We start from the raw sequence: 25,243 nt of genomic DNA, 5'->3' as shown, positions 1-25,243 counted from the left end.
CGCTATTCCGCCGCCTCTGACGCGGCCTTCTCGGCGGCCTCGATCTCGGCCGCCTTCTTTTCCACCAATTCAACGATGTGGTCGATCATCTGGTCATTGCCCAACTTGTGGCTCTGCTTGCCCGCCAGATAAACCATCCCCGACCCGGCCCCGCCGCCGGTAAAGCCGATATCCGTCATCAGCGCCTCACCCGGCCCGTTCACCACGCAACCGATGATCGACAGGCTCATGGACGTCGTCACATGCGCCAGACGGTCCTCCAGCGCCGAGACGGTCTTGATCACGTCGAAACCCTGCCGCGCGCAGGACGGGCAAGAGATGATCGTCACGCCCCGATGCCGCAGACCCAGCGACTTCAGGATCTCATAACCGACCTTCACCTCTTCCACCGGATCGGCCGACAGCGACACGCGGATCGTGTCGCCGATCCCCATCCACAAAAGATTGCCAAGACCGATGGCCGATTTCACCGTGCCCGACATCAACCCGCCCGCTTCGGTGATGCCCAGATGGATGGGCGCATCCGTGGCCTCGGCCAGTTGCTGATAAGCGGCGGCAGCAAGGAAGACGTCCGATGCCTTCACGCTTATCTTGAATTCGTGAAAATCGTTGTCCTGCAACAACTTGATGTGATCCATCCCAGATTCCACCATCGCATCCGGGCAGGGCTCGCCATATTTCTCCAGCAGGTGCTTTTCCAAGGACCCGGCATTCACCCCGATCCGGATGGAACAGCCGTGGTCCTTGGCGGCCTTGACGACTTCCTTCACGCGCTTGGCATCCCCGATATTGCCGGGGTTGATCCGCAGGCAGGCGGCACCTGCCTCCGCCGCCTCGATGGCGCGGCGATAGTGGAAATGGATGTCAGCCACGATGGGGACCGGGCTTTCGGCGATGATTTCCTTCAGCGCGCGGGTGCTGTCTTCGTCGGGTGTCGAGATGCGGACGATATCCGCCCCCGCCACGGCGCAGCGCTGCACCTGTTCTATCGTCGCCGCCACGTCGGTGGTCAGCGTGTTCGTCATGGTCTGCACGCTGATCGGCGCATCGCCCCCCACCAGCACCTTGCCCACCCGGATCTGGCGGGACTTGCGGCGATAGATGTTGCGCCACGGGCGCACGGTGTTCAGCGACATGGATGACGTCCTGCTGGGGCCTCTGCTCTGGCCCAGAGATAAACCTCCGCAGGCCAAGGGGCAACCGCCCTCACCCTGACCGAAGCCCGATTGTCAGATAAAGTTTACAGTCAGTCGGCCACAGGCTGGACGACGCCTGCACCAGCAGGGGCAACCTCGGCCACGTTCACGAACTTGGCCAGATCGGCATCACCCGAAATATCCGCCTCGGCAAAGCTCTGCACAAGGCTGTCAGCGGCCAGAGGCAGGTTCTTCACCACCGACGCGCCGGGGGCCGCAGGCCCATAGGTGCGCCCGTTCACGGCGAAATAGACAGACCCGGAATTCCCCGCCCGCAGGACCGGCGGTTCCTCAAGGCTGGGCACCACATAGCGCTCACCGGCATCAAGGATCTTCTCGAACAGAACCGTCCCATCCGCCGACTGCACACGCACCCAGGACGGGCGCACGGCCAACACTTCCAGTTGCGGCGCGGCATCCGCCACGACCTGCACGGCAGTGCCCTCGACCCCGGCCTCGACAAGCGCCTGATCCACGGCCGAAGACATGTCCGTTCCCGTGCCGCTTCCGGCCAAGGTGCCCGTCTCGCGGGGATTGATCGACGCGATGGGTCCATCGCGCGACGTCAGCACCGGCACGTCCAGCGCTTGCGGGCGATAGAGCCTGTCCATCAGATCGGGCTGGGCCGAGGTATCCGCCTCTGCCAAGGCGCTGTCAGCGGGGGCGGCCTCCGGTTCGGCAGCCACCAAGGGGGCAACCGGCGTCACACCCGCCAGAGGGTCGATCTCCGCCACCACGGCGGGGGCCTGATCCACGGGCGCAAGTTGCACGCGCTGCACTTCCTGCAGCACGGACCAGCCGCCATAACCGATGGCCCCGATCAGCGCGACCAGCACCATCAAGGATCCCACCGCACCGGGTTCAACCCGCGCCAGCACGGATTCGCCACGCGGCACGAAACTCGCATTCGGATTGGCCAGCGGATCGCCGAATTCCTGCACCGTCCGCTTCGCGGTCAGCACCGGCGAGGATGCGGCGGCGCTCATGCCATGGGCGACGGTGAAATTCGCCTCGACGCAGAACTTGCGGAAGGCCCAATCCGGGTCCATCCCCAGATAGCGGGCATAGGACCGCACATAGCCCGCCACAAAGCCCTGCGTTTCGAACGCCGATACATCGGCATTCTCGATCGCCGCGATATAGGTCGCCTTGATCTTCAATTCGCGTTGAACGTCCAGCAGCGATTTGCCCAGCGTGGCACGCTCGCCCCGCATCAGGTCGCCAAGGCGCAGCTCGAAATCGTCAAAACCCTTCGGCTTCTCGACCTCGTCCGTCGAAGGTTTGGACCTCCAACCGATCATCCACGCTGCCCCATCACTGCCCCGTTACACCGAGTCGTTTACGTTGCGACTCATTTCTGTCCTATTTCGGATAAACTAGCACAGGGCAAGCCATTTTGCATGCGCGGAAACGGTCAGGCAGACACCTCGGCACGATTCAGCGCACAGTGCCGCCACAGCGCATCCATGGCCCGCACGAGGTGATCGATCTGCTTGGCGTCATGCACCGGCGAGGGGGTGAACCGCAGCCGTTCCGTCCCACGCGGCACGGTGGGGAAGTTGATCGGCTGCACATAGATCCCGTAATTCTCCAGCAGCATGTCCGACAGCATCTTGCAATGCACCGGATCGCCCACATGCACCGGGACGATATGGCTGCCATGGTCGATGATCGGCAGGCCCAGTCCCTTCAGCCGCATCTTCAGGATGCGCGCATTGGTCTGCTGCGCATCGCGCAGGTGCTGCGCCGTCTTCAGGACGCGCACCGACGTCGCCGCCCCCGCCGCCACCGTGGGCGGAAGCGAGGTGGTGAAGATGAAGCCCGGCGCATAGGACCGGATCGCATCCACCATCTTGGCGCTCGCCGCGATATAGCCGCCGAACACGCCATAGGCCTTGGCCAGCGTGGCGTTGATGATGTCGATGCGGCGCATCTGCCCATCCCGCTCGGCCACCCCGGCCCCGCGCGGCCCGTACATCCCCACCGCATGGACCTCGTCGATATAGGTCAGCGCGTTGAATTCCTCGGCCAGATCGCAGATCTCGCGGATCGGGCCGAAATCGCCATCCATCGAATAGATCGATTCGAAGGCGATCAGCTTCGGCGCGGCGGGATCGTCGGCCTCAAGCAATTCGCGCAGATGCGCCACGTCATTGTGCCGGAAGATGCGCTTGGCCCCGCCACCGCGACGGACGCCCTCGATCATGGAGGCATGGTTCAGCGCGTCGGAATAGATGATCAGCCCCGGAAACAGCAGCCGCAGCGTCGAAAGCGTGGCGTCATTGGCGATATAGGCCGACGAAAAGACCAGCGCCGCCTCCTTGCCGTGCAGATCGGCAAGCTCCGCCTCCAGCGCCTTGTGATAGACCGTGGTGCCGGAAATGTTGCGCGTCCCGCCCGACCCCGCGCCGGTGGCATCCAGCGCCTCGTGCATCGCCGCCAGCACCTCGGGATGCTGGCCCATCCCCAGATAGTCGTTGCCGCACCACACGGTGATGTCGCGCTCGCTCCCATCCGGGCGGCGCCACACGGCCTGCGGGAAATGCCCCTTCTTCCGCACGATATCTATGAAGGTCCGATAACGGCCCTCGTCATGCAGGCGTTGCAGGCTGGCATCCAGCGCGGCGTCGTAGTTCATCGCGTCTCCTATCCGGCGCTGCCGCCGTCTTCAGTGCGCACCTCACACCCACCATAACGGCAAGACGTGAAGAAGTTGTCGTTTCCCGGCCTGCGCAAAAGGCCTAGGCCCCTATGCATCTTTTCCAGCGGGCAGACCTTGACCTGTATCAAACCGCCCGCCGCTTCAAGTCTGGGGCGGAAATGCCGCAGTCAGTCGGCGATGGCAACCGCGCAATCCGTCGCGGCCTCCTGCTTGGCCGCGCAGGCCGCAATCGCCTCCTCGCCCGAGGCGCCGATCCCCCATGCCCCCGTCATCGCCGAAATCGCCAGCGCCCCGCCCGCGTAATTGGCGAAATCCGCCGTCGCCCCCGCCGAAAGCTGCAAGGGCTGCGCCTGCCACCCTTCGGGCTTCACCGTCGCCGCGATCACGCAATCGGTGGCCCCGGCCTTCTTCGCATTGCACTGCGCCAGCGCCGCCGCCACCGCCGCCTCCACCGTATGGTGATTGGCCGCCGCCATCGTCGCCTCCGACATCAACCCCTCATCGGGCGAAATCGCGATGGCCGCGTAATAGGGCTGATCCTTCGCCACCATGGCCAGCATCTTGGCCTGATCCTTGGGCAGCACGTCCTTGACGATCTCCACCTCCGCCGACTGCGGCGCGAACAGCATCGCGGCGGCGGCATCGCCCGTCACGGTCTGGGCGGCCAGCGGCAGCGGCGCCAGCAGGGCAAGGGCGGCAAAAGCGGTGCGGATCATCGGTCACTCCTTCCAAACAGGTCGTCCGGCCCCGTGTTTTAGCGCGGCAGGGCGGCTCTGGACAGGGGCAGCGGGGCTGATAGGGTCGGCCCGCATATCACAATGAGGAGACAGACCATGAGCCTTGACGCCGTATTGGCCCGCATCGACGCCGATCTGCCCGAGGCGCTGGATCGTCTGATGGACCTTTTGCGAATCCCCTCCATCTCCACCGACCCCGCCTACAAGGGCGATTGCGCCCGCGCCGCCGACTGGCTGGTCGAGGACCTGAAATCGCTGGGCTTCGACGCCGCAAGCCGCCCCACCCCCGGCCATCCGATGGTGGTGGCCCATGGCGGCACGGGCGGGCGGCATCTTCTCTTCTACGGCCATTACGACGTGCAACCCGTCGATCCGCTGGACCTCTGGGCGCGCGATCCCTTCGACCCCGCGATCGAAGACACCGCAAAGGGCAAGGTCATCCGCGCGCGCGGGTCGTCGGATGACAAAGGCCAGTTGATGACCTTCCTCGAAGCCTGCCGCGCCTGGAAGGCCGTGCATGGCACCCTGCCCTGCAAACTCACGATCTTCCTCGAAGGCGAAGAGGAATCGGGCTCCCCCTCGCTGATCCCCTTCATGCGCGAAAATGCGGCCGAACTTTCCGCCGACCTCGCCCTGATCTGCGACACGGGGCTATTCGAGGATGCCGTCCCCGCCATCACCACCATGTTGCGCGGGCTGACGAAAAGCGAATTCACCATCCGCGCCGCCTCGCGCGACCTGCATTCGGGCATGTATGGCGGCCTTGCGCGCAACCCCATCCATGTGATGACGCGCCTCCTGTCGGGCCTCCACGATGACCAAGGCCGCGTGCAGGTTCCGGGCTTCTACGACGACGTGGCCGAACTGCCCGACACGCTGCGCCAGCAATGGCAGGCCCTCGCCTTCGACCATGCGAAATACCTTGGCGACGTGGGCCTCTCCCTCCCCGCGGGCGAGGTGGACCGCACCCCCCTCGAAATGATCTGGTCCCGCCCGACGGCCGAGGTCAACGGCATCTGGGGCGGCTATACCGGCGCGGGTTTCAAGACCGTCCTGCCCTCCGAGGCCCATGCCAAGGTCAGCTTCCGCCTCGTTTCCAAACAGGACCCCGCCAAGATCGTCACCGCCTTCCGCGCATGGGCCGAGGCGCAGATGCCTGCCGATTGCGAGATCATCTGGAACGACGGCATCGAAGGCTCCCCCGCCAGCGTGATGGAGATCGGCGATCCCGCCTTCGAATCCGCCCGTCAGGCCCTGACCGAGGAATGGGGCCGTGCCGCCGCCTTCGTGGGCTCCGGCGGGTCCATCCCCATCGCGGGCTATTTCAAATCGGTCCTTGGCATGGATGCCATGCTCATCGGTTTCGGCCGCGACGACGACCAGATCCACTCCCCGAACGAGAAATACGACCTCGACTGCTTCCACAAGGGCATCCGCTCCTGGGCGCGGGTGCTGGAGAAACTGGCATGACCGTCACAATCCGCGACGCTGGCACGGGTGACGAATCCGGCTGGCGCGACCTCTGGGCGCACTATCTGGCCTTCTATGAGGTGACCCTCGCCCCCGAAGTCACCACCGCCACTTGGGCACGGCTGATGGACCCGGCAAGCCCGGTCAAGGCCCGCCTCGCCTTCGACGCGGGCCAGATGGTGGGATTCGCCATCCACCTGCACCACCCCTCGACATGGGTGCTGGGCGAGGATTGCTATCTCGAAGACCTCTTCCTCTCGCCCGAGGCGCGGGGAAAGGGCATCGGCAAGGCGCTGATCGACGATCTCATCGCCCTTGCGCGATCACGCGGCTGGCAGCGCCTCTACTGGCATACGGATGAGGACAACGCGACCGCCCGCCGCCTCTATGACCGCTACACCGCCTCTGACGGCCATATCCGCTATCGCCTGAAACTCTGACCCCGGCGGCGCGCGGCCTATCCGCGCGCCAGACCCATCCGCGCGAGTTTCGCCAGCAAAAGCAGCCAAGGCAGCGCGTGGAAGGCCAGATCGAAGATGTCCAGCGGACGCACCAGCGTCCCGCCTGCCAGCATCTTCAGCTTCTCCCAGATATGCGGCTCGGGCACGAAGGGCGCGAGACCAAGCGTCAGCGCGGCCAAGGCCAGAAGGCCAAGGGGAATCTGGTCAAGCAGGTGCATGTCGTCCTCCGTTCACCGGAGTGCCCTAACACACATTCCAAACATCGCATCTGTGGTGAAGTGGCGCGGTTGACGGGGCTCGAACCCGCGACCCCCGGCGTGACAGGCCGGTACTCTAACCGACTGAGCTACAACCGCGCTGGTCACATTCGGGGAAGCGGGCGGTGGCGCGGTTGACGGGGCTCGAACCCGCGACCCCCGGCGTGACAGGCCGGTACTCTAACCGACTGAGCTACAACCGCGTGTCCACCGCCCGGCTTCCCGAACGTGTGGGGGTATTACGGAAGGGCGCGGGCGGCGTCAAGCGACGTTTCGGGAATTTTCTGACCCAAGCGCCGGATACGAAATCCGACACGGATTTCGCGACGATTTCTGAAGGCAGAAATCGCCGTCCGGGCGCAGCGCAGATCAGCGGAATTTGTGCCAAATTCCGTGGCGGTTTCTGCGTCAGAAACCGCCCCCAAAGCCCCAACCCTCAAGGCGCCGGAATGAATTCCGCATCATCCCCCGGCGGCAGGCGGAACCGCCCATGCGCCCAGTCCCCCGCGCGCCACGCCTCCTTGGCCGCCTCGATCCGCTCCTTGCTGGAGGCCACGAAGTTCCACCAAATATGCCGCGGCCCATCCATGGTGGCCCCGCCCAGCAGCATGATCCGCGCGCCCTGATCGCCCGCCCGCAGCGACACCCGGTCACCGGGCCGGAAGACCAGCATCTGCCCCGCCGGGAACGTCTGCCCCGCGACCGTCACCTCCCCCGCCAGCACATAGACGCCCCGATCCTCGTGATCGTCGGGCAGCGGGATCGCCGCCCCAGCGGTCAAGGTCGCATCGGCATAGAACACCTCCGACGGCGTCTCCACCGGCACCCGCGCCCCCCAGGCATGGCCAAGGATCAGCCGCACCTGCTTCCCCTCGCCCTCAAGCTCCGGCAGCAGATCCTGCGGCGCATGCAGGAAGGCCGCCGGGTCATCCTCGTTCTTCTTCGGCAGCGCCAGCCATGTCTGCAACCCGAACAGACCATGCGGCCGCGCCCGCATCTCGCCATCGGTGCGCTCGGAATGGGTGATCCCATGCCCGGCCAGCATCAGGTTCACCGCCCCCGGCTCGATCCACTGATCCGTGCCCAGACTGTCGCGGTGATGCATCCGCCCCTTCAGCAGATAGGTCACCGTCGCCAGCCCGATATGCGGATGGGGGCGCACGTCGATCCCCTGCCCCGTCAGGAATTCCGCAGGCCCCATCTGGTCAAAGAAGATGAAGGGCCCCACCATCTGCCGCTCTGCCGACGGCAGCGCCCGGCGCACCTCGAACCCGCCCAGATCACGGGCGCGCGGCACGATGACGGCCTCGATCGCATCCACCGCATCCCCGATCGGGATCGACGGGTCGAGGGCAGGGTTCCAGCTCATGGCGCGGCCTCCGGCGGCTTGTTTCCTGACCGAAGAATAGGCCCGACCGCCCCCCGCGTCATCCCATGGCCGCGCGCGGCCCCTGTGCAGGGCGGCACAGCCACCCTACCCTTCCCGCCGCAGCACCCGCTCCAGCCGATCCAGGAAGAAGGTCGCATTCGCCTCGGAAAACACCAGCGGCGGCCTGATCTTCAGCACATGCCCAAGGGGCCCAGTGGCCGAGATCAGGACCCCCTCCTCGCGCAACCCGTTCACCAGCCGCGCCGCCCCCTCGCGGTCCGGCAGCCCCTCCCGCTCGACATCCACCGCAAGGAAAAGCCCAGCCCCCCGCACCTCTCCCAAGGCGCCATGGTCGCGCGCCAACCCCTCCAGCCCGGCACGGAACACGGCCCCCGTGCGCGCCGCATTCGCCATCAGCCCCTCGTCCTCGATCACCTCCAGCACCGCCATCGCCGTGGCCGCCGCCACCGCATTGCCGCCGAACGTGTTGAAATACCGCGCGCGGCTCCCGAATTCCGCCACCACCTCGGGCCGGACCACCAGCCCCGCCACCGGATAGCCATTCCCCATCGGCTTGCCCAGCGACACCATGTCCGGCACCGCCCCATGCCGTGCAAAGCCCCACATCGCCGCCCCCGTGCGGCCGAATCCCGGCTGCACCTCGTCGGCAAGGAACAGCCCCCCCGCCCGACGGATCGCCTCGACCGCAGGCGCAAGGAACCCCGCCGGATCGGTGTAAAGCCCATCCGACGAAAACACCGTATCCACCATCAGAACCGCAGGCCGGATGCCATGGCGCAGCAGATCGTCGATCGCCCCCTGCACATGACCGGCGAACACCGCCGCCGTATCCCCCGCCCGCCCCTCGGGTGCCGGCACGGCCCGGACATGCGGCCCCAGCGGCACCCCCACCCCCAGCGAGGGCGAACAGGCCGCCACATCCGCCGTCACCCCGTGATAGGCGTTCCGCGTGACGATCACCCCCGTCCCGCCCGTCGCCGCCCGCGCCAGACGCAGCGCCAGATCATTCGCCTCCGACCCCGTGCAGGTGAACATCACATGCGACAGCGCCGCGGGAAAATACGCCAGCAACCGCTCGGCATAGGCCAGCACCCCGTCATGCAGATAGCGCGTATGCGTGGCCAGCACCGCCGCCTGTCCCGCCATCGCCGCCACCACGCGCGGATGGGCATGGCCCACGCTCGCCACGTTGTTATAGGTGTCCAGATAGGCCCGCCCGTCGGGATCATACAGCCAGACCCCCTCCCCCCGCACCAGATGCACCGGCGTCTCATAGAACAGCCGGTAGGCCGGACCCAGCAACCGCTGCCGCCGCTCCACCATCGCCGCCTCGCGCGGCCCCAGCGCCCCCTGACCGGGGACAAAGGCATTGGGCATCGGATCGCGTGTCATGGTCAGGCCTTCGGATGAAGATGGGGGGCAAGCGCCACCAGCCCCGCCGCGGCCGAGGGCAGGTTGCGCAGGATATAGGGCGCGTTCTCCGGATAGCGGGCCGCGCGGAAACTGGCGATGGCCAGCGTCGTCACCATCCGCGCCGCCACCAGCAGGGGCAGCAGGGCCGCCTCCACCTCCGTCAGAGGGTCCACCTCCGCCCAAGCCTCGGCAAAGGCGCGCAGGCTTTCCGCCGCCGCCCCCGGATCGATCCGGTACGAGGCCGCGATGGCCAGATCGCAGACAAGCGGCGTCTCGACCATGTCGCCGAAATCGAGGATGCCGGTCACCCGCTCTGGCCGCTCCGGATCGCCCAGCAGGTTGTGCGGGTTCAGATCGCCATGCACCACCTGCCAGCGCAGCCCCGGCAGCGCGGGCGCGACCTCCGCCGCAAAGGCATCCAGCACCCGGCTTGCCAACCGCCGCAATTCCGCATCCGCGACATGCGGCAGCAAGGGGCGCAACCGCAGCGCCTGCTTGATGTCCCATTGCAGCACATGCCCCGCCGCCGGGTCGGCAAATCCCCGCAAGGCCCGCGCCAGCCGCGCACCCAGCCGCGCCACCCCCTGCCCCTGCGCCGCCGAGGAAGGCAGCCGCGCCAGCGGCACCCCCTCCAGCCATGTCAGCACCCGCATCAACTCGCCCGCGGGCAGCACCACGTCATCCGCCCCGTCCCGCGCCGCCACCACCCGCGGGATGGGCAGCCCCGCATCCGCCGCCGCCGCATGACGCAGCGCGCGCGACTGCATCCGCGTCATCTCCACCGGCTCCGCCCGGTTGGCGATCTTCACAACGAACCGCCCCTCCGCCGTCTCCAGCCGATGGTTCAGGTCCCGCTCCGACGTCAGCGGCGACAAGGCCCCCGTCATTCCCCAATGCGCCGCCACCAGCGCCGCCACCTCCTCCGCCTCCATTTCGGGGGGGCGGCTCTCCAGCAGCGGGCCAAGCAGGGTATCGGGGGAAGTCGCGGTCATCGTCCGGCCAGCCAGAAAGGAACGCGCCCACTATCACCCGGTAGGATGGCAAAAGGAAAGGGGTCCATGCCCCACACCCTCAGGCGGGCGGTGGCACCCCGCCCCCGTCCCGCAGCGCCCGCTTCAGAGCCTCGGCCAGATGCGCCGCCACCGGCAGCGGCTCCCCCGGCCCGGCCGCAAGGCTCAGGTCCAGCACCGGCATCGGCGGCAGACCCTCCGCCTCGCCCAGCCGGATCAACCCCGGCGGCAGGCAGGACTCGATCAGCCCGACCACCGCAAGCCCCGCCTGCGCCACCGTGATCAGGCCCAGCAGGCTCTGCGTCGTCGAAACGACCCGATACCGCCGATCCGCCCCCTGCAACGCCTCCAGCGCGAAGCGCCGCGCAAGGTCCCCCGCCGAGAACAGCGCCACCGGAACCGGATCGCGCAGCCACGCCCCATGCTCCGGCGAGGCCGCCCAGACGAAACGCTCGCGCCGCAACACGGCAAACGGCTGGCGCGGCTCCCGCGTGACCAGCGCAAGGTCAAGTTTCCCCGCCTCCAGCAGACGCAGCAGGGCGGGCGAATGGTCGAAGGTTAGCTCAAGTTCCGCCAGCGGAAATTCCTGCCCGAACCGCGCCAAAGTCGGCGTCAGAAGATAGGCTGCATAATCCTCCGGAATCCCAAGGCGCACGACGCCCGCCGCCTCTGTCCGGCGCAGACTCGCCAACGCCTCGTCCGACAGGCGCAACAGGCGGCGCGCATGCAAAAGCAACTCCTCGCCCGCGGCATTGACCCGCAGGTTACGCCCCTCGCGCTGGAACAGCGTCCGGCCCACCTCTTCCTCCAGCCGCCTGATCTGCATGCTCACGGCCGATTGGCTCCGCCCGACGCGGGCGGCGGCAAGCTGGCTGCTGCCGCAGTCGATCACCGCCACGAAACTGCGCAGAAGCGAAAGGTCAAGCGGCGCGGCCATCGTCCTGATTTCCTGAAGTATTACCTCAAATATATTCGTTTGGATGATCCATTGCCCAGCCCCTAGATGAGCCGCGATGCAAGGGGGCCGAGGGATGCGCTACGGAACGGGCATGGCGATGGTGTTGACGGCGGGGCTGCTCTGGTCCTTTCAGGCCCTGATGATCCGCCAGATCGAAGAGGCGGGACCCTGGGCGCTGCTCGTCTGGCGGTCGCTGGCCATGCTGCCCGTCCTGCTTGCCTTCCTCGCCTGGCGCACGGGCGGCTCGCCCCTTCCCGTTATCCGCCGCGCGGGGCTGGCGGGGGTTCTGGGCGGCATCGGGCTGGTGGTGGCCATGGGTGGGGCCATCGTCGCCTTCCAGACCACCACCGTTGCCAACGCAGCCTTCCTCTTCGCGGCCTCGCCCCTCCTCGCCGCCCTGCTCGGCTGGCTGATCCTGCGCGAAACCGTCGCCCCGCGCACATGGGGGGCCATCGGGCTGGCGCTTGTGGGCATCTTCCTCATGGTGCGCGGCGGACTGGCGACGGGGGCCATGCTGGGCAATGTCGCGGCCCTCTTCTCCGCCCTCGGCTTCGCCGCCTTCAGCGTGGCCCTCCGCTGGCGCCGGATCGAGGACAGCCTGCCCGCCTCCATCCTCGGCGCGGCCTTCTCCGTGCTTGCGGGCACGCTTGCCGCGATGCAGACCGGCCAACCCCTCGCAATTCCCGCAACCGATCTGATGTGGTGCGTGCTGATGGGCGTGGGCACCCTGTCGAGCGGCATGATCCTATACACGCTGGGAAGCCGCGTCGTGCCTTCCGCGGAACTCACCCTCCTGTCGAACACCGAGGTCCTGCTCGCCCCCTTCTGGGTCTGGCTGATCATGGGCGAAACGGCCAGCGCCGCCACCTTCACCGGCGGGGCGGTCGTGCTTGCGGCGATCCTCTTCAACGCCTTCGCAGGCGTCCACCGCCTGAGCCGAGCATGACCGCAGGCAGGACCGGCGGGCGCAGACCATACGGGAAGAACGGGAGGATGGTGGGTGGTGAGGGACTCGAACCCCCGACATTCTCGGTGTAAGCGAGACGCTCTACCAACTGAGCTAACCACCCATCCGGCGCGCGGTGTAGCCCAAGCAGCCCCCCCGCTTCAAGAGCAAAGCCAACCCCGTGCCAGCACAGGCGAAAATCAAAAAGGCGCCGCTCGCGCGACGCCTTTCGGGATTGATGGTGGGCGATAACGGATTTGAACCGCTGACATCTTCGATGTGAACGAAGCGCTCTACCGCTGAGCTAATCGCCCGATGGCGCGGTGTTTAGTCGTCTTCGCCGACCACTGCAAGGGCCTCTTTCGGCCCTTTCGGCGCATTCTTCTCCCCCGCCCCGCGCAGGCGCAGGGTGATCATTGAGTCCGCACCTTCGCCCTTCGACTTCGCCACGCGCGCCTTGCCGAAGGGCGGCAGGTTCAGCGCCTCGCCCTTCTGCAACGCCTCGCCCAGCGCGGCCAGCGTCGCCTCCACGATCTCCTTCACCCCGCCCTTCTTCTTGCCGTCCATCGCCTCCACCACGCGGGCGACAAGGTCCTTCTTCTTGAACAGAGGGGGGGCAGCCTTCGGTGCCTTGGCGGGCTTCGATGCCTCAGCCTCCACCCCGCTCTCCACGGGAAGATCGGGCGCGGTCAGCGTCGCGGCTTCTATGGTCGCAGCCTTGGGCGCGACCTTGGGCGCGGTTTTCGCGGATGTCTTCGCCTTGGCCGGGGTCTTGGCGGCGGAAGGTTTCTTGGTGCTGCTGCTGGCCATCTACGGGACTGCCCTGTTGTTCATGGTTGCACTGGGAAAGGCGACTTCCGCCGCAGATTACCCAAAGGCGCCGCGAACTTCCACCGCCATGCATCTTTGCAGATGCAGTTTTCCCCTGCCCGCGTCGGACAAAGAACAGGGGGCGCGGCAAATGCCACGCCCCCCTTCCGATCGGATCAATATCCCGGCTTAATGCGCGATCTGCGACGGCGCCGCCGCAGCCGCGGCCTTGGCCGCCGCAGCCGCCGCCTCTTCGGCGGCCTCGTCCCATTCCACCGGCTCCGGTGCCCGCACCAGCGCCAGCTTCAGAACCTCCTTCACATGGCTGACCGGAATGATGGTCAACCCGTTGCGGACATTCTCCGGGATCTCCGGCAGGTCCTTGGCGTTCTCCTCGGGGATCAGCACCGTCTTGATGCCCCCGCGCAGCGCCGCCAGCAGTTTCTCCTTCAACCCGCCGATGGCCAGCGCATTGCCCCGCAGCGTGACCTCGCCGGTCATGGCGATGTCCTTGCGCACCGGAATCCCGGTCAGCACCGACACGATGGAGGTGACCATCGCCAGACCCGCCGAAGGCCCGTCCTTGGGCGTCGCGCCTTCCGGGACGTGGACGTGGATGTCGATCGTCTCGAACTTCGGTGGTTTCACGCCAAGCTCTGGGCTGATCGACCGCACATAGGACGCGGCCGCCTCGATCGACTCCTTCATCACGTCGCCCAGCTTGCCCGTGGTCTTCATCCGCCCCTTGCCGGGCAGCTTCAGCGCCTCGATCGAAAGAAGGTCCCCGCCCACGCTGGTCCATGCCAGCCCGGTCACGACCCCCACCTGATCCTCCTTCTCGGCCAGACCATAGCGGAACCGCTTCACGCCCAGATAATCCTCAAGCTTCTCAGGCGTGACCTCGACGGTCTTGCCCTGCTTCTTGACGATCTCTGTCACGGCCTTCCGCGCCAGCTTGGCGATCTCGCGCTCAAGGTTCCGCACCCCCGCCTCGCGGGTATAGGTGCGCACCATTTCGGTCAGCGCCTCATCCGTCACCTTGAACTCGCCCTTCCGCAGGCCGTGATTGGCGATTTGCTTGGGGATCAGGTGCTGCTTGGCGATCTCGCGCTTCTCATCCTCGGTGTAACCCGCAAGGCTGATGATCTCCATCCGGTCCAGAAGCGGCCCCGGCATGTTGTAGGAGTTCGCCGTGGTGATGAACATCACGTTCGACAGGTCGTATTCGACCTCCAGATAGTGGTCCACGAAGGTGGAGTTCTGCTCCGGGTCCAGCACCTCCAGCATCGCGCTGGCCGGATCGCCGCGGAAGTCCTGACCCATCTTGTCGATCTCATCCAGCAGGATCAGCGGATTGGTCGTCTTCGCCTTCTTCAGCGCCTGGATGATCTTGCCGGGCATCGACCCGATATAGGTCCGCCGATGCCCCCGGATCTCGGATTCATCCCGCACCCCGCCCAACGAGATGCGGATGAACTCGCGCCCCGTGGCCTTGGCCACCGACCGGCCAAGCGAGGTCTTGCCCACGCCGGGCGGGCCGACGAGGCACAGGATCGGCCCCTTCAGCTTGGCCGAACGCGCCTGCACCGCCAGATATTCGACGATCCGCTCCTTGACCTTCTCCAGCCCGTAATGGTCCTTGTCCAGAACCTCCTGGCTCTTGTGCAGGTCCTTCTTCACGCGCGACTTCACGCCCCACGGCACGCCCAGCAGCCAGTCGAGGTAGTTGCGCACCACCGTCGCCTCGGCACTCATCGGCGACATGGATTTCAGTTTCTTCAGCTCGGCTTCCGCCTTCTCGCGCGCCTCTTTGGAGAAGGCGGTCTTGCGGATGCGCTCCTCCAGCTCGGCGATCTCGTTCTGGCCGTCCTCGCCATCGCCCAGCTCGCGCTGGATCGCCTTCATCTGCTCGTTCAGATAGTATTCGCGCTGCGTCTTCTCCATCTGGGTCTTTACGCGCGACTTGATCTTCTTCTCCACCTGCAGGACGCTCATCTCGCCCTGCATCTGGCCATAGACCTTCTCCAGCCGCTCCGACACTTCCAGCGTCTCCAGAAGCTCCTGCTTCTGGCCCACCTCGATGCCCAGATGCCCTGCCACCAGATCGGCCAGCCGCGCCGGCTCGCGCGTTTCGGCCACGGCGGCCAGCGCCTCTTCGGGGATGTTCTTCTTGATCTTCGCGTAGCGCTCGAACTCCTCCGACACCGCGCGGATCAGCGCATCCACCGATGCCTTGTCGCCCAGCGTCTCGGCCAAGGGCTCCACCCGCGCCTCGAAGAAGCGGTCATTGGCCACGAAATCCGTGATCCGGATACGGGTCTTGCCCTCGACCAGCACCTTCACGGTGCCATCGGGCAGTTTCAACAGTTGCAGCACATTGGCCAGCACGCCGACGCGATAGATCGCATCCGTGCCCGGATCGTCCACCGACGGGTCGATCTGCGACGACAGCAGGATCTGGCGGTCTTCCGCCATGACCTCTTCCAGCGCCCGGACGGATTTCTCACGCCCGACGAACAGCGGAACGATCATGTGCGGGAACACCACGATATCGCGGAGCGGCAGCACCGGATAGCTGGGGGAAAGGGAATCGCTCATCATGTTTCCTTAGTCTGGCAGGAAGGCTCTGGTCCCGGTCATCGGCAACGCTCGGCCCTCCCCTACGGCATCCATATCTGGTGGCCCACGGGGGCCGAGTCAACCACGGCTTCACTTAGGCTTGGTCCATGATGCGCCTCGCCGGGGGCGGGGGCAAGCGGGCTTTGGTCGGAAGGTGAAGCCTCTCGCCACCCCTGTTGCACGGATCGTGCCGCGCCGAAACCGCATACCCGATTCCTTGGCTGCGGGTGCCCCCTCATGCCGCGCGCCGCACGGCGGCCCCGCCGCCCAGCCCGCGCCAATCCGCAAGCCCCGTCAGCGCCGCCCCGCAGGCCGCGTCGATCCGGTCCAGCCCCGCCGCGATCCCGTCCTGCAACCCGTCGATCCGCGCGATGATCGTCTCCAGCCCCGCCGACCGCTGCGCCAGCATCCCGCTTTCCACCCGGCAGGCGATCCGCACCGTGGACAGGCCCACGATCATCCGCCGCAGGAATTCCACGTTGCGCCGCAACAGCCGCGCCTGCTCGCTCACCGCCTCCATCGCGGCACAGGCCCGCGCCGCGTAATCCTCGGCCACGCGCGCAAGACAGGCCCCCTCGGCGGCATGGTCCACCCCCTCCAGCACCACGGCAGACGCCGCGAAATCCGCCCGCACCTCCTCCATCAACCGCGCCGCGCACAGAAGGAACAGCCCCCCTTCCTCGGTGCAGGCCGCATGCCGCCCCGCGCCCCGGTCAAAGACGCCGAACCCTTCCACATGGGCCTCCACCTCGCCCAGCATCATGCCATAGCTGCGCGCGATCTCGCTGATCGTCCGCCGCCCCTCGGCCAGTTTCGCCGCCACGATCCGCATGTTCGCCGTCAGAAGGTTCGCCCCGTGCAGCAGATGGCGCAATTCGGCCGTCTGCGCCCGCAGGCCCCGCATCTCCACCACCATCCGGTGCAGCGCGGCAAGGTCGCGCAAGGGCGCGCGCCCCACCGCCGCCTCCCGCGCCTGCATCTCCTGCCACAGCGCCTCGGTCTGGAAGGCGGCATAGCTGGCAAATCCCAGCCCCGCCAGCCGCCCGCAGATGGCCTCAGCCGAGGCTTCGGGCGAAAGTCCCTCCGCCTCTGCAGCAAGGGCGCGCGCATATTCCGCCTCCACCACCGGCAAGAGGTCGCCGCAAGGCTTGATCCGCACCGACAGATACCCCCCCTCCACTGGCGTGACCAAGGCGAAGACCCAGTAATGCAGCCCATCCCGCGCCCGGTTCTTCACATAGGCCCCGATGGGATGGCCCGCCTTGATCCCCTCCCACAACAGATGGAACACGCCCTTGGGCATGTCGGGATGCCGGATGATCCGGTGCGGCGCGCCGATCAGGTCGCCCGCGCCATAATCCGCGATCCTCACGAAGACATCGTTGAAGGCCGCGATCACCCCGCGCCCGTCGGTCCGCGAAAAGAAGATCTCCCCCGGCGCAAAGGGCGCGGCCCCCGTCTTGGGACGCTCGCCCCGCACCATGGCCGTCCCCGCCGCCCCTCCGGGCCGCGTCGCCGCGCTGGTCTCTTCTGCGGTCATGCCTTGCCTTCGTCCCCGCTTCGGCCCGCAGGGGCCGCCCGTCGCCGTCCGCGCCGGGGCTCTCTGCGGACCCTTCAGGATACGACCGCCGCGCGCCGGGCTTTAGCCGGAATGAGAATCCCTCACAAAGGCGGGATGTCCCCCTCCGCCCTTTGCGCATGGAACCCCGCCACGAAATCCGCCAGCCGCCCTCCGGCGATGGCATCCCGCAGGCCCTGCATCAGTTCCTGATAATAATGCAGGTTGTGCCATGTCAGCAGCATCGAGGCGATGATCTCCCCCGATTTGAACACATGGTGCAGATAGGCCCGGCTATAGCCTCGGCAGGCCGGACAGGTGCAGTCCTCGTCCAGCGGGCGCGGATCGTCCTGATGGCGGGCATTCTTGATGTTCACCTGCCCCCGCCGCGTCCATGCCTGCCCCGTGCGCCCCGACCGCGACGGCAGCACGCAATCCATCATGTCGATGCCCCGCTCCACCGCCCCCACGATGTCATCGGGCTTGCCCACCCCCATCAGATAGCGCGGCTTGTCCTCCGGCAGGAACCCCGGCGCATAGTCGAGGACGTCGAACATCGCCTCCTGCCCCTCGCCCACGGCCAGCCCGCCCACCGCATAGCCATCGAAGCCGATCGCCTGCAACGCTGCCGCGCTCTCCTCCCGCAACTCCCGCGTGACGCCGCCCTGCATGATCCCGAACAGCGCATGCCCCGGCCGGTCGCCAAAGGCATCCCGCGACCGCTGCGCCCAGCGCATCGACAGCCGCATCGACTTCGCTACCTCCGCCTCCGTCGCGGGCAGCGCGGGGCATTCGTCGAAACACATCACGATATCCGATCCCAGCAACTTCTGGATCTCCATGCTCCGCTCCGGCGTCAGCATGTGCCGCGACCCGTCGACATGGGAGGAGAACCGCACCCCCTCCTCCGTCAGCTTCCGCAAACTGGCCAGCGACATCACCTGAAACCCGCCCGAGTCGGTCAGGATCGGCCGCTCCCAGTTCATGAAACGGTGCAGCCCCCCCAGCCGCGCGATCCGCTCCGCCGTGGGGCGCAGCATCAGGTGATAGGTGTTGCCCAGCAGGATATCCGCCCCCGTCGCGCGCACGCTCTCGGGCAGCATCGCCTTCACCGTGGCCGCCGTCCCCACCGGCATGAAGGCCGGCGTACGGATCTCGCCCCGGGTGGTCTGGATCACCCCCGTCCGCGCCCTGCCATCCGTGGCATGGACCGAAAACCCGAACCCCTGCGCCATGACCCTGTTCCCCATCGCTGAAAGCGCCCCCTCATGGCGCAAAGCCAAGGGTCAGGACAAGGCCCAATCGCCCCTCAATGCCGCCGCCGCCCCGGCGCGCGCGGCGGGGGCAACCCCTCCCCCTCCTCCAGCGCCCGGCGCAGGCGGCGGATCAGCACCGCCCGCCCCCGCTCGTCCGGCGTGGCCCGCAGCGCCTCGTTGATGTCTAGGATCAGCCGCGACACGTCATTGTGCCAGTCCAGCCGCGCCACCTGCTCCGGCGCCAGCCGGGGCGGCGCCGCCTGCGCCTGCCGCACGAACCCATCCCGCGTCAGCGCATAGCCCTCGTCCAGCGCCGGACGCACCACCCGCTCCTCCGGCACCAGCCCCGCCAACCGCGCGGCCATCCCCGCCATCGCCTCCTCCTCGCCATGCACAAGGAACACGCCATGCCGCACCGGCATCCGCTCGGCCATCCATTGCACCAGTTCCGGCCCGTCCGCATGGCCGGAATAGAGGTCGATCGACCGCACCTTCGCCCGCACGGGGAATTCCTCCCCCTGTATCCGCACCTGCCGTACGCCATCCTGCAAAAGCCGCCCCAGCGTCGCCTCCGCCTGATAGCCCACAAGCAGAAGCGTCGCCTCCTCGCGCCACAGCCAGTTCTTCAGATGATGCCGGATACGCCCCGCCTCGCACATGCCCGAGGCCGCAAGGATGATGTGGAACCCCCGCGCATCTGCCAGCGCGCGCGACTGCTCCACCGTCTCGGTAAAGCGCAGGTGGTGGTCCTTCAACCCCTCCACCAACGCGCGCCCGTTCTCCAGCTCGCCCGCATGGCGGCGGAAGATCGCGGTCGCCTTCCCCGCCATCGGACTGTCGACATGGATGGGGCAGAACGGCAGCTCCCCCGCCATCATCAACGTCGTCAGATCGGCGATCAATTCCTGCGCCCGCTCCACCGCGAAAGTGGGGATCAGCAGCACCCCATCCTCCCGCCATGCCCCCTTAACTTCGTCGCGCAAACTCGCCCGCCGCGCCTCGGCGCTGGCGTCGATCCGGTCCACATCGCCATAGGTGCTTTCGCAGATGACGTAATCCAGCCCCTCAGGCCCTTCCGGATCGGGCTGCAACAGCTTGGCATCCGGCCCGATATCGCCAGAGAACAGCAGCCGCAGATCCCCCACCTCCACCTCGACCGAGGCGCTGCCCAGCAGATGCCCCGCATTCCAGAACCGCGCCCGCACTCCGGGGATCACCGTGAACCACGCGCCCAGATCCTGCCCCCGGAACCGCGTCAGCGTCTCCTCCGCGTCGCGCCCGTCATAGATCGGCTCCAGCCACTCCCCGCCCTTCCGCCGGTTGCGGCGGTTCAGCATCTCCACCTCCGTCTCCTGGATATGGGCGCTGTCGGGCAGCATCACGCCGCACAGGTCCACCGTGGCGGGCGTGGCATGGATCGGCCCCGCGAAACCCGCCTTCACCAGCTTGGGCAAAAGCCCCGAATGATCGATATGCGCATGGGTCAGGATGACCGCATCCACCCCGGCCAAATCAAAGGGAAAGGGCCGGTAGTTCAGCGATTTCTCCGTCTTCGACCCTTGGAACATCCCGCAATCCACCAGCACGGTCCCCCGCGCCGTCTCTAGCCGGAAGCAGGACCCCGTCACCCCCCGCGCCGCGCCATGAAAAGTCAGGATCGGATCGCCCATCTCCACGCCCTCCTCAGGCCAGAATCTCGAACCCAACCTCTACCGGTTTGCAATCCTTGCCATTGATCGGGATCATGTCCTGCGGACAGGCCGACATCACCACGACGCAATCCATCGCCGCCCGCAACAGCACATGGTCCCCCGCCTTCGACAGCGGCTCCCCCCAGATGATCCGCCCGTCCGGCCCTATGGGAATGTTCATCCACAGGTTCAGCGGCGCGGGGCATTCCGTGCGCGGAAAGCCGATCATCGCCAGCGCCGCATGCAGGTTGTCGGTGCAATTGTCGTGATAGGTCTGGCAGCCCAGCATCTGATAGCGATGCACGTCGCAGGCCGCGATCACCGTGTCATGCCGCCCCGGCGAGCTATCCTCCTCGATCCACAGGATGGGGCGGCGGCGGTTCGTCACCAGAGGGTCCCCCTTCGCCGGAAAGACCGACCCCAGAAACCCGTGCAGATGCTCCATCGACAGGAACTCGCCCGGATCATCGGCATTGAACGCCCATGTATCCACGACCTGCGTGCCGTGGATGTTCACGATCCGGATCGCCTGCCCCTTGGACAGCCTCACCGCCCGCCCGCGCCGTGCCGGAACGATTTCCATGTCAGCCTCCATTTCTTTATCACGATGAGACCAAGCCGCACCCGATACAAGCCATCTCGTCAAAACCTGCCGGACCGCGCCCTCAGGTCCCGCGATCATCCGTCGCGCCGAACCGGATCACTCATCCAGTCCCCGACACCCGCCGCCCGAGGCCCGCGCTCCTTTCCCCTGTCCGGCAACCCAGCACTGTCATGCCGCCCCCGCCCAAGGCCCGCGCACCGTTCCCCTGTCCGGCAAACCAGCGCTGTCATGCCGCCCCCGCCCAAGGCCCACGCACCGTTCACCTGTCAGGCAACCCAGCGCGGTCATGCCGCCCCGCCGCCGGGATGACACCACCACCCGTCATGCGGCGACCGCCCTGCCACCGGGAACCGATCCCGCACAGTCCCCGCTAGGCCCAAACCCCGCGACTCACCCCCTACGCATTAACCTTAACGCCCTCCTCAAGCACCGCGCGTATGTACAGTTTGCGGTACGGTTTCCGGCACAGCCCTCGGCACGCCCCATTCCGCCCCTCGCCGGGAATTAATCCAGCGTCCGCAGGCCCTTACCCCTCCTCCCGCAGCCAATCCGCCACCCTCGGCAGCAATGGCCGGAAATAAGCCACCACTCGCCCCGGCGCCTCCGCCCAAGCCCCCTCGGCCCAAGGGGCCACGCCATGGATCAGATGCCGGTGCAGGATCACAGCCTCGCCCGGTCGTCCCGGCACCTCGACCCTCGGGCAGGTCTCGAAAACCTGCTTACGCGCCGCCTGATAAGCCTCTGTTATGTCGTGATCTTCCGGCGCTCCCTTGCACCGGTAAAAGGCCGCGCGCAACGCCTCGCCCATCACCAGATGGCTCCCCTCCCAAACCACCAAGGGTGCCGCGTCCGCCGTCGCCGCGTTCAAAGGCAGGCCAAGGATCCAGCCATGCGGTTCCCGCACCATCCGCCGCCGCTCCGGGCCCACGGGAAGCAGGCCATCCAGATGCGCTGCATCCCGCAACTGCCTGAACCGGAACGCGGATTCGCTCTCCTCCTCGCCCTGCCGGGGATATCCCTCCCGCGTCACCGAAAGCTGTGCGGGATGCAGCGGAACGGGCTCCAAACCCACCTCCTGCCACGGAAATTCCGCCTCTCCCATCCGGCCATCCGGCCCGTTCGGCAGCGCATCCAGCCCGACGAACCACGTCCCACCGCAACGCCACGGCAAGCCACTCCCAGCCACCGCCTCCCGCGCCACCGGCCATGCCGCCGCCGCCCATGCCGCGATCCCCGACCCCGCCACCCGCCGCCACCCCCGTGCGCCTGTTCCGCCAAGCATCTGAAATCCCGATCCTTTTCAACGAACATCAGAATGACACTGGACGCGCGCGCCGAAAAGCCCTATCCGGCACGGCTCTTTTCAGACCAAGGTCATTCCCATGTCAGCCCCCACCCAGCCCACCAACCTCCTTCGTCCCGCCTTGGTGCTTGGCCTGCTGTCCTGTGTCGGCCCCTTCGCCATCGACATGTACCTCCCCGCCATGCCCGACATCGGCGCGGCGCTCGGCACCACCGTCCCCGCGATGCAGACCACGATCACCGCCTATTTCATCGCCTTCGGCCTTGCCCAGCTGATCTACGGCCCATGGGCCGACCGTTCCGGGCGCAAGCCGCCGCTCTACGCAGGCATCGCGATTTTCCTTTTAGGTTCCGTGATTTGCACCTTCGCCCCCAGCATCGACTGGCTGATCGCGGGCCGTTTCGTGCAGGGCCTTGGCGGGGCCGCGCTGATGGTCGTGCCGCGCGCCATCATCCGCGACATGTATACGGGCCACGCCGCCACCCGCCTCATGGCGGCGGTGATGCTGGTGATCTCCGTCTCACCCATGCTGGCCCCTCTGGCAGGGGCAGGCCTCATGCAGGTCACAGGCTGGCGCGGCATCTTCGCGGCCCTTCTGATTGCAGGTGTGGCCAGCCTCCTGACCCTCGCCCTCGCGCAACCCGAAACCCTCCGCAAGGAAGACCGCCAACCCTTTGATCTTTCTGCCAGCCTGCGCGGCGCGCGTCGGCTGTTGGGCGACCGGGTCTTCATGGGGCTGACCTTTCTCGGCGGCTTCGGCATGGCCAGCTTCTTCGTCTTCATCGCCTCGGCCAGCTTCGTCTACACGCAGGCCTTCGGCCTGTCTCCCACCGAGTTCTCCCTTGCCTTCGCGGTGAATGCCCTCGGGTTCTTCGCCGCCTCGCAGGCCGCGGGCGGCCTCGGCCTGCGCTTTGGCGCGCGGCGGGTGATAGCGCTGGCCACCCTCGGCTTTGCGGGTTTCACCCTGCTTCTCCTGCTCTTGGCAGCACTGCAACTCGCCACGCTAACCGTCTGCATCGCGGGGCTTTTCCTCGCCAATGCCTGCCTCGGCCTCGTGATCCCCACGACCATGGTGATGGCTCTGGAAGAGCATGGCGATATTGCGGGCCTTGCCTCCTCCCTTGGCGGGACGATGCAGATGCTGGCGGGCGGTGTGATGATCGCCGCCACCGGGCCCTTCTTCGACGGCACCGCCCTGCCCATGCTGGCGGCCATCGCCCTTTGCGGCGTGCTGGCGCTCCTGCTGTCACGCCTCGCACTGGCACGGGGTCAGGCGGAAAGGGCCGCCTGATCCGTCGTCACCTCAGCGAGTGCCTGCTCCAGCAGACCAAGGCCAGCCCCCGGCCGCGACGCCCCTTCCGACAACACCCGCCGCCACCCGCGTGCCCCCGGTTGCCCGTGGAACAGCCCCAGCATATGGCGCGTGACCTGATGCAGGCGCCCGCCCGTGGAAAGATGACCGTCGATATAGGGCATCATCGCCCGCACCACTTCCACCGCATCCAGACCGGGCCCATCGCCCCACAACCCATCCGCCCCGATCAGCACCCGTCCCGGTTCGTGATAGGCCGCCCGTCCGATCATCACCCCGTCAAGACCCGCCTCCAGCATGGACCGCGCCTGATCCAGAGTGGTGACCCCCCCGTTGATACAGATCGTCAGTTGCGGAAACTCTGCCTTCATGCGTTGAACCAGATTGTAATCAAGCGGCGGTATCTCACGGTTTTCCTTTGGAGAAAGGCCCTGAAGCCACGCCTTGCGGGCATGGATCACGAAATGCCGCACCCCTGCGGCTGCGACCGTTTCAAGGAACTCGGGCAGCACCTCTTCGGGGGTCTGATCATCCACCCCGATCCGGCATTTCACCGTCACCGGCACAGGGCTGACCTCGGCCATGGCCGCGACGCACTCCGCCACCAGCCCCGGACGTTGCATCAGCACCGCGCCGAAACAGCCCGACTGCACCCGGTCCGAAGGGCAGCCCACATTCAGGTTGATCTCGTCATAGCCATAAGGCACGGCCAACTGCACCGCCCGCCGCAACTCCGCCGGGTCCGATCCGCCAAGTTGCAGCGCGACGGGATGTTCAGCCTCGCCATGGCCCAGCAGGCGATCACGGTCGCCATGGATGACGGCGGGGGCGGTGACCATCTCGGTGTAAAGCATCGCCCTCCGCGTCATCAGACGATGAAAGAAACGGCAATGCCGATCCGTCCAATCCATCATGGGCGCCACCGATAGCCTATGTGGCTTATGTCCCGTCATGTCCCGCATTATCGTTCCGTCCACCAGAATGCCCGCGCGGGCCAAGTCCCGGTAAAGCCGCAGGTTTTCGCCAGATTTTGACCCGCCGATGGCGAACAGTCGATCCGCCCCGGAATTCGCCCGCAAGGACGCAGCCGCGTCTATAGCCGATTTTCCGCCCAAGGGGAAACCACCCTGCAGAACGCCTCACGCCCAAGTCACTCAGGCCTGATCGGGATGGAGCGTGCGCCAGACCCAGTCCGAGACTGCGGGAATCATCAGATCGAAATCCGTCATGAAACCGGCATCGCGATAAAGGCAGTTGACCGAGCCGACGCAGCCCTCGGCCCCGATCAGCGGCAGGTTCACGATCAGCCCGATCCCATGCCCAAGGATGGAGCCATGGTCCGGAAAGCCCGCACGGATCGCCGACTCACCGCGTGTGATCAAAGCAGGACTTCGATGCTGCAGCGTAAACTCCCACCCTGCGCCGGATAGCGGCTTCCCGCCTGTCGCGGCAAAGAGGTCGGGGCGCGATGACCAGAGCCTATGCGCCCGACCCGCCATTCGGTCGAACAACAGGACCGTGACCAGATCTGCCCCGGTCAGCGCAAGAACATCCTCGTCGCGCGAGGTCCCCGCCCCATCGGAAGCCATC

General features: G+C 66.8%; 22 protein-coding genes and 4 tRNA genes. 4 read left to right on the top strand and 22 right to left on the bottom strand.

The features are described from left to right. Positions 1-2: 2 nt before the first annotated feature. From ispG to TabM4_RS08535, 4 genes are all read right to left on the bottom strand, one after another. Complete coding sequence (gene ispG, locus TabM4_RS08550; RefSeq protein ID WP_434621171.1) at positions 3-1,136, bottom strand: flavodoxin-dependent (E)-4-hydroxy-3-methylbut-2-enyl-diphosphate synthase; 1,134 nt, start codon at positions 1,134-1,136, stop codon at positions 3-5. A gap of 110 nt (positions 1,137-1,246) precedes the next feature. Next, on the bottom strand, positions 1,247-2,497 hold the full coding sequence (locus TabM4_RS08545) for a helix-turn-helix domain-containing protein (RefSeq protein WP_434621168.1): 1,251 nt from the start codon (positions 2,495-2,497) through the stop codon (positions 1,247-1,249). Positions 2,498-2,610: 113 nt separating this feature from the next. Beyond that, positions 2,611-3,834, bottom strand: a complete 1,224-nt coding sequence (hemA, locus tag TabM4_RS08540; RefSeq protein WP_434621165.1) for a 5-aminolevulinate synthase — start codon at positions 3,832-3,834, stop codon at positions 2,611-2,613. 191 nt (positions 3,835-4,025) lie between these two features. Beyond that, positions 4,026-4,574 (bottom strand): 5-aminolevulic acid synthase, encoded by a 549-nt coding sequence (locus TabM4_RS08535; RefSeq protein WP_434621162.1) that lies wholly within the window; start codon positions 4,572-4,574, stop codon positions 4,026-4,028. A gap of 117 nt (positions 4,575-4,691) precedes the next feature. On the opposite strand from TabM4_RS08535, the gene TabM4_RS08530 reads away from it, so the two are divergent. Both TabM4_RS08530 and TabM4_RS08525 read left to right on the top strand, forming a co-directional pair. Beyond that, positions 4,692-6,065 carry a M20/M25/M40 family metallo-hydrolase gene (locus TabM4_RS08530; protein WP_434621159.1) on the top strand — a complete coding sequence of 458 codons (1,374 nt, stop codon included), beginning with the start codon at positions 4,692-4,694 and terminating at the stop codon, positions 6,063-6,065. Continuing rightward, positions 6,062-6,505, top strand: coding sequence for a GNAT family N-acetyltransferase (locus tag TabM4_RS08525; RefSeq protein WP_434621156.1), 444 nt, complete (start codon positions 6,062-6,064; stop codon positions 6,503-6,505). The genes TabM4_RS08530 and TabM4_RS08525 overlap by 4 nt, the downstream gene beginning before the upstream one ends. Before the next feature lie 17 nt (positions 6,506-6,522). Here the strand turns inward: TabM4_RS08525 and TabM4_RS08520 are convergent, their stop codons facing one another. The 7 genes from TabM4_RS08520 to TabM4_RS08490 all read right to left on the bottom strand — a co-directional run bounded on the left by TabM4_RS08520 (position 6,523) and on the right by TabM4_RS08490 (position 11,533). After that, a complete protein-coding gene (locus TabM4_RS08520; protein WP_434621153.1) occupies positions 6,523-6,744 on the bottom strand; it encodes an RND transporter in 222 nt (73 codons plus the stop codon). Between the two features lie 61 nt (positions 6,745-6,805). Beyond that, positions 6,806-6,882: transfer RNA gene (locus TabM4_RS08515), tRNA-Asp, on the bottom strand. Positions 6,883-6,909: 27 nt separating this feature from the next. After that, a tRNA-Asp gene (locus TabM4_RS08510) sits at positions 6,910-6,986 on the bottom strand. A gap of 233 nt (positions 6,987-7,219) precedes the next feature. Next, positions 7,220-8,152 carry a pirin family protein gene (locus tag TabM4_RS08505; RefSeq protein WP_434621150.1) on the bottom strand — a complete coding sequence of 311 codons (933 nt, stop codon included), beginning with the start codon at positions 8,150-8,152 and terminating at the stop codon, positions 7,220-7,222. Positions 8,153-8,257: 105 nt separating this feature from the next. Beyond that, positions 8,258-9,565, bottom strand: coding sequence for an aspartate aminotransferase family protein (locus TabM4_RS08500; protein ID WP_434621147.1), 1,308 nt, complete (start codon positions 9,563-9,565; stop codon positions 8,258-8,260). Between the two features lie 2 nt (positions 9,566-9,567). Beyond that, positions 9,568-10,578, bottom strand: a complete 1,011-nt coding sequence (locus tag TabM4_RS08495; RefSeq protein ID WP_434621144.1) for a phosphotransferase — start codon at positions 10,576-10,578, stop codon at positions 9,568-9,570. 79 nt (positions 10,579-10,657) lie between these two features. Then, positions 10,658-11,533, bottom strand: coding sequence for a LysR substrate-binding domain-containing protein (locus tag TabM4_RS08490; RefSeq protein ID WP_434621141.1), 876 nt, complete (start codon positions 11,531-11,533; stop codon positions 10,658-10,660). 94 nt (positions 11,534-11,627) lie between these two features. Between TabM4_RS08490 and TabM4_RS08485 the strand changes: the two genes are divergently transcribed. Next, complete coding sequence (locus TabM4_RS08485; protein ID WP_434621138.1) at positions 11,628-12,500, top strand: DMT family transporter; 873 nt, start codon at positions 11,628-11,630, stop codon at positions 12,498-12,500. Positions 12,501-12,548: 48 nt separating this feature from the next. Here the strand turns inward: TabM4_RS08485 and TabM4_RS08480 are convergent. The 9 genes from TabM4_RS08480 to TabM4_RS08440 form a co-directional block, all read right to left on the bottom strand. Continuing rightward, a tRNA-Val gene (locus TabM4_RS08480) sits at positions 12,549-12,624 on the bottom strand. Between the two features lie 115 nt (positions 12,625-12,739). After that, a tRNA-Val gene (locus TabM4_RS08475) sits at positions 12,740-12,814 on the bottom strand. A gap of 13 nt (positions 12,815-12,827) precedes the next feature. Beyond that, positions 12,828-13,310, bottom strand: a complete 483-nt coding sequence (locus tag TabM4_RS08470) for an HU family DNA-binding protein (protein ID WP_434621135.1) — start codon at positions 13,308-13,310, stop codon at positions 12,828-12,830. 189 nt (positions 13,311-13,499) lie between these two features. Beyond that, a complete protein-coding gene (lon, locus tag TabM4_RS08465) occupies positions 13,500-15,908 on the bottom strand; it encodes an endopeptidase La (RefSeq protein WP_434621978.1) in 2,409 nt (802 codons plus the stop codon). 256 nt (positions 15,909-16,164) lie between these two features. Beyond that, entirely contained in the window at positions 16,165-17,469 is a 1,305-nt protein-coding gene (locus tag TabM4_RS08460; protein ID WP_434621132.1) for a PAS domain-containing protein, read from the bottom strand. A gap of 122 nt (positions 17,470-17,591) precedes the next feature. Further along, the gene (gene tgt, locus TabM4_RS08455) at positions 17,592-18,722 is read right to left on the bottom strand and encodes a tRNA guanosine(34) transglycosylase Tgt (protein ID WP_434621976.1); all 1,131 of its coding nucleotides are present in this window, start codon (positions 18,720-18,722) and stop codon (positions 17,592-17,594) included. 74 nt (positions 18,723-18,796) lie between these two features. Beyond that, positions 18,797-20,413 carry an MBL fold metallo-hydrolase gene (locus TabM4_RS08450; protein WP_434621129.1) on the bottom strand — a complete coding sequence of 539 codons (1,617 nt, stop codon included), beginning with the start codon at positions 20,411-20,413 and terminating at the stop codon, positions 18,797-18,799. A 13-nt stretch (positions 20,414-20,426) separates the two neighbouring features. After that, positions 20,427-21,017, bottom strand: a complete 591-nt coding sequence (locus tag TabM4_RS08445; protein WP_434621126.1) for a DUF1989 domain-containing protein — start codon at positions 21,015-21,017, stop codon at positions 20,427-20,429. 547 nt (positions 21,018-21,564) lie between these two features. Continuing rightward, entirely contained in the window at positions 21,565-22,320 is a 756-nt protein-coding gene (locus TabM4_RS08440; protein ID WP_434621123.1) for a hypothetical protein, read from the bottom strand. 100 nt (positions 22,321-22,420) lie between these two features. Here TabM4_RS08440 and TabM4_RS08435 point away from each other — a divergent pair, with 100 nt between their 5' ends. Further along, positions 22,421-23,632, top strand: coding sequence for a multidrug effflux MFS transporter (locus TabM4_RS08435; protein WP_434621120.1), 1,212 nt, complete (start codon positions 22,421-22,423; stop codon positions 23,630-23,632). Here TabM4_RS08435 and dusA read toward each other — a convergent pair. Both dusA and TabM4_RS08425 read right to left on the bottom strand, forming a co-directional pair. Next, the gene (gene dusA, locus TabM4_RS08430) at positions 23,611-24,606 is read right to left on the bottom strand and encodes a tRNA dihydrouridine(20/20a) synthase DusA (protein ID WP_434621117.1); all 996 of its coding nucleotides are present in this window, start codon (positions 24,604-24,606) and stop codon (positions 23,611-23,613) included. The two genes, TabM4_RS08435 and dusA, sit on opposite strands and share 22 nt — an antisense overlap. Before the next feature lie 201 nt (positions 24,607-24,807). Then, positions 24,808-25,242, bottom strand: a complete 435-nt coding sequence (locus TabM4_RS08425; RefSeq protein WP_434621115.1) for a hypothetical protein — start codon at positions 25,240-25,242, stop codon at positions 24,808-24,810. Position 25,243: the final 1 nt, after the last annotated feature.

Source organism: Tabrizicola sp. M-4 (assembly GCF_051132405.1).
Classification (GTDB): domain Bacteria; phylum Pseudomonadota; class Alphaproteobacteria; order Rhodobacterales; family Rhodobacteraceae; genus Paragemmobacter.
Note: the sequence above shows the minus strand (reverse complement) of the source record. Positions and strands in the feature narration are given on the sequence as shown.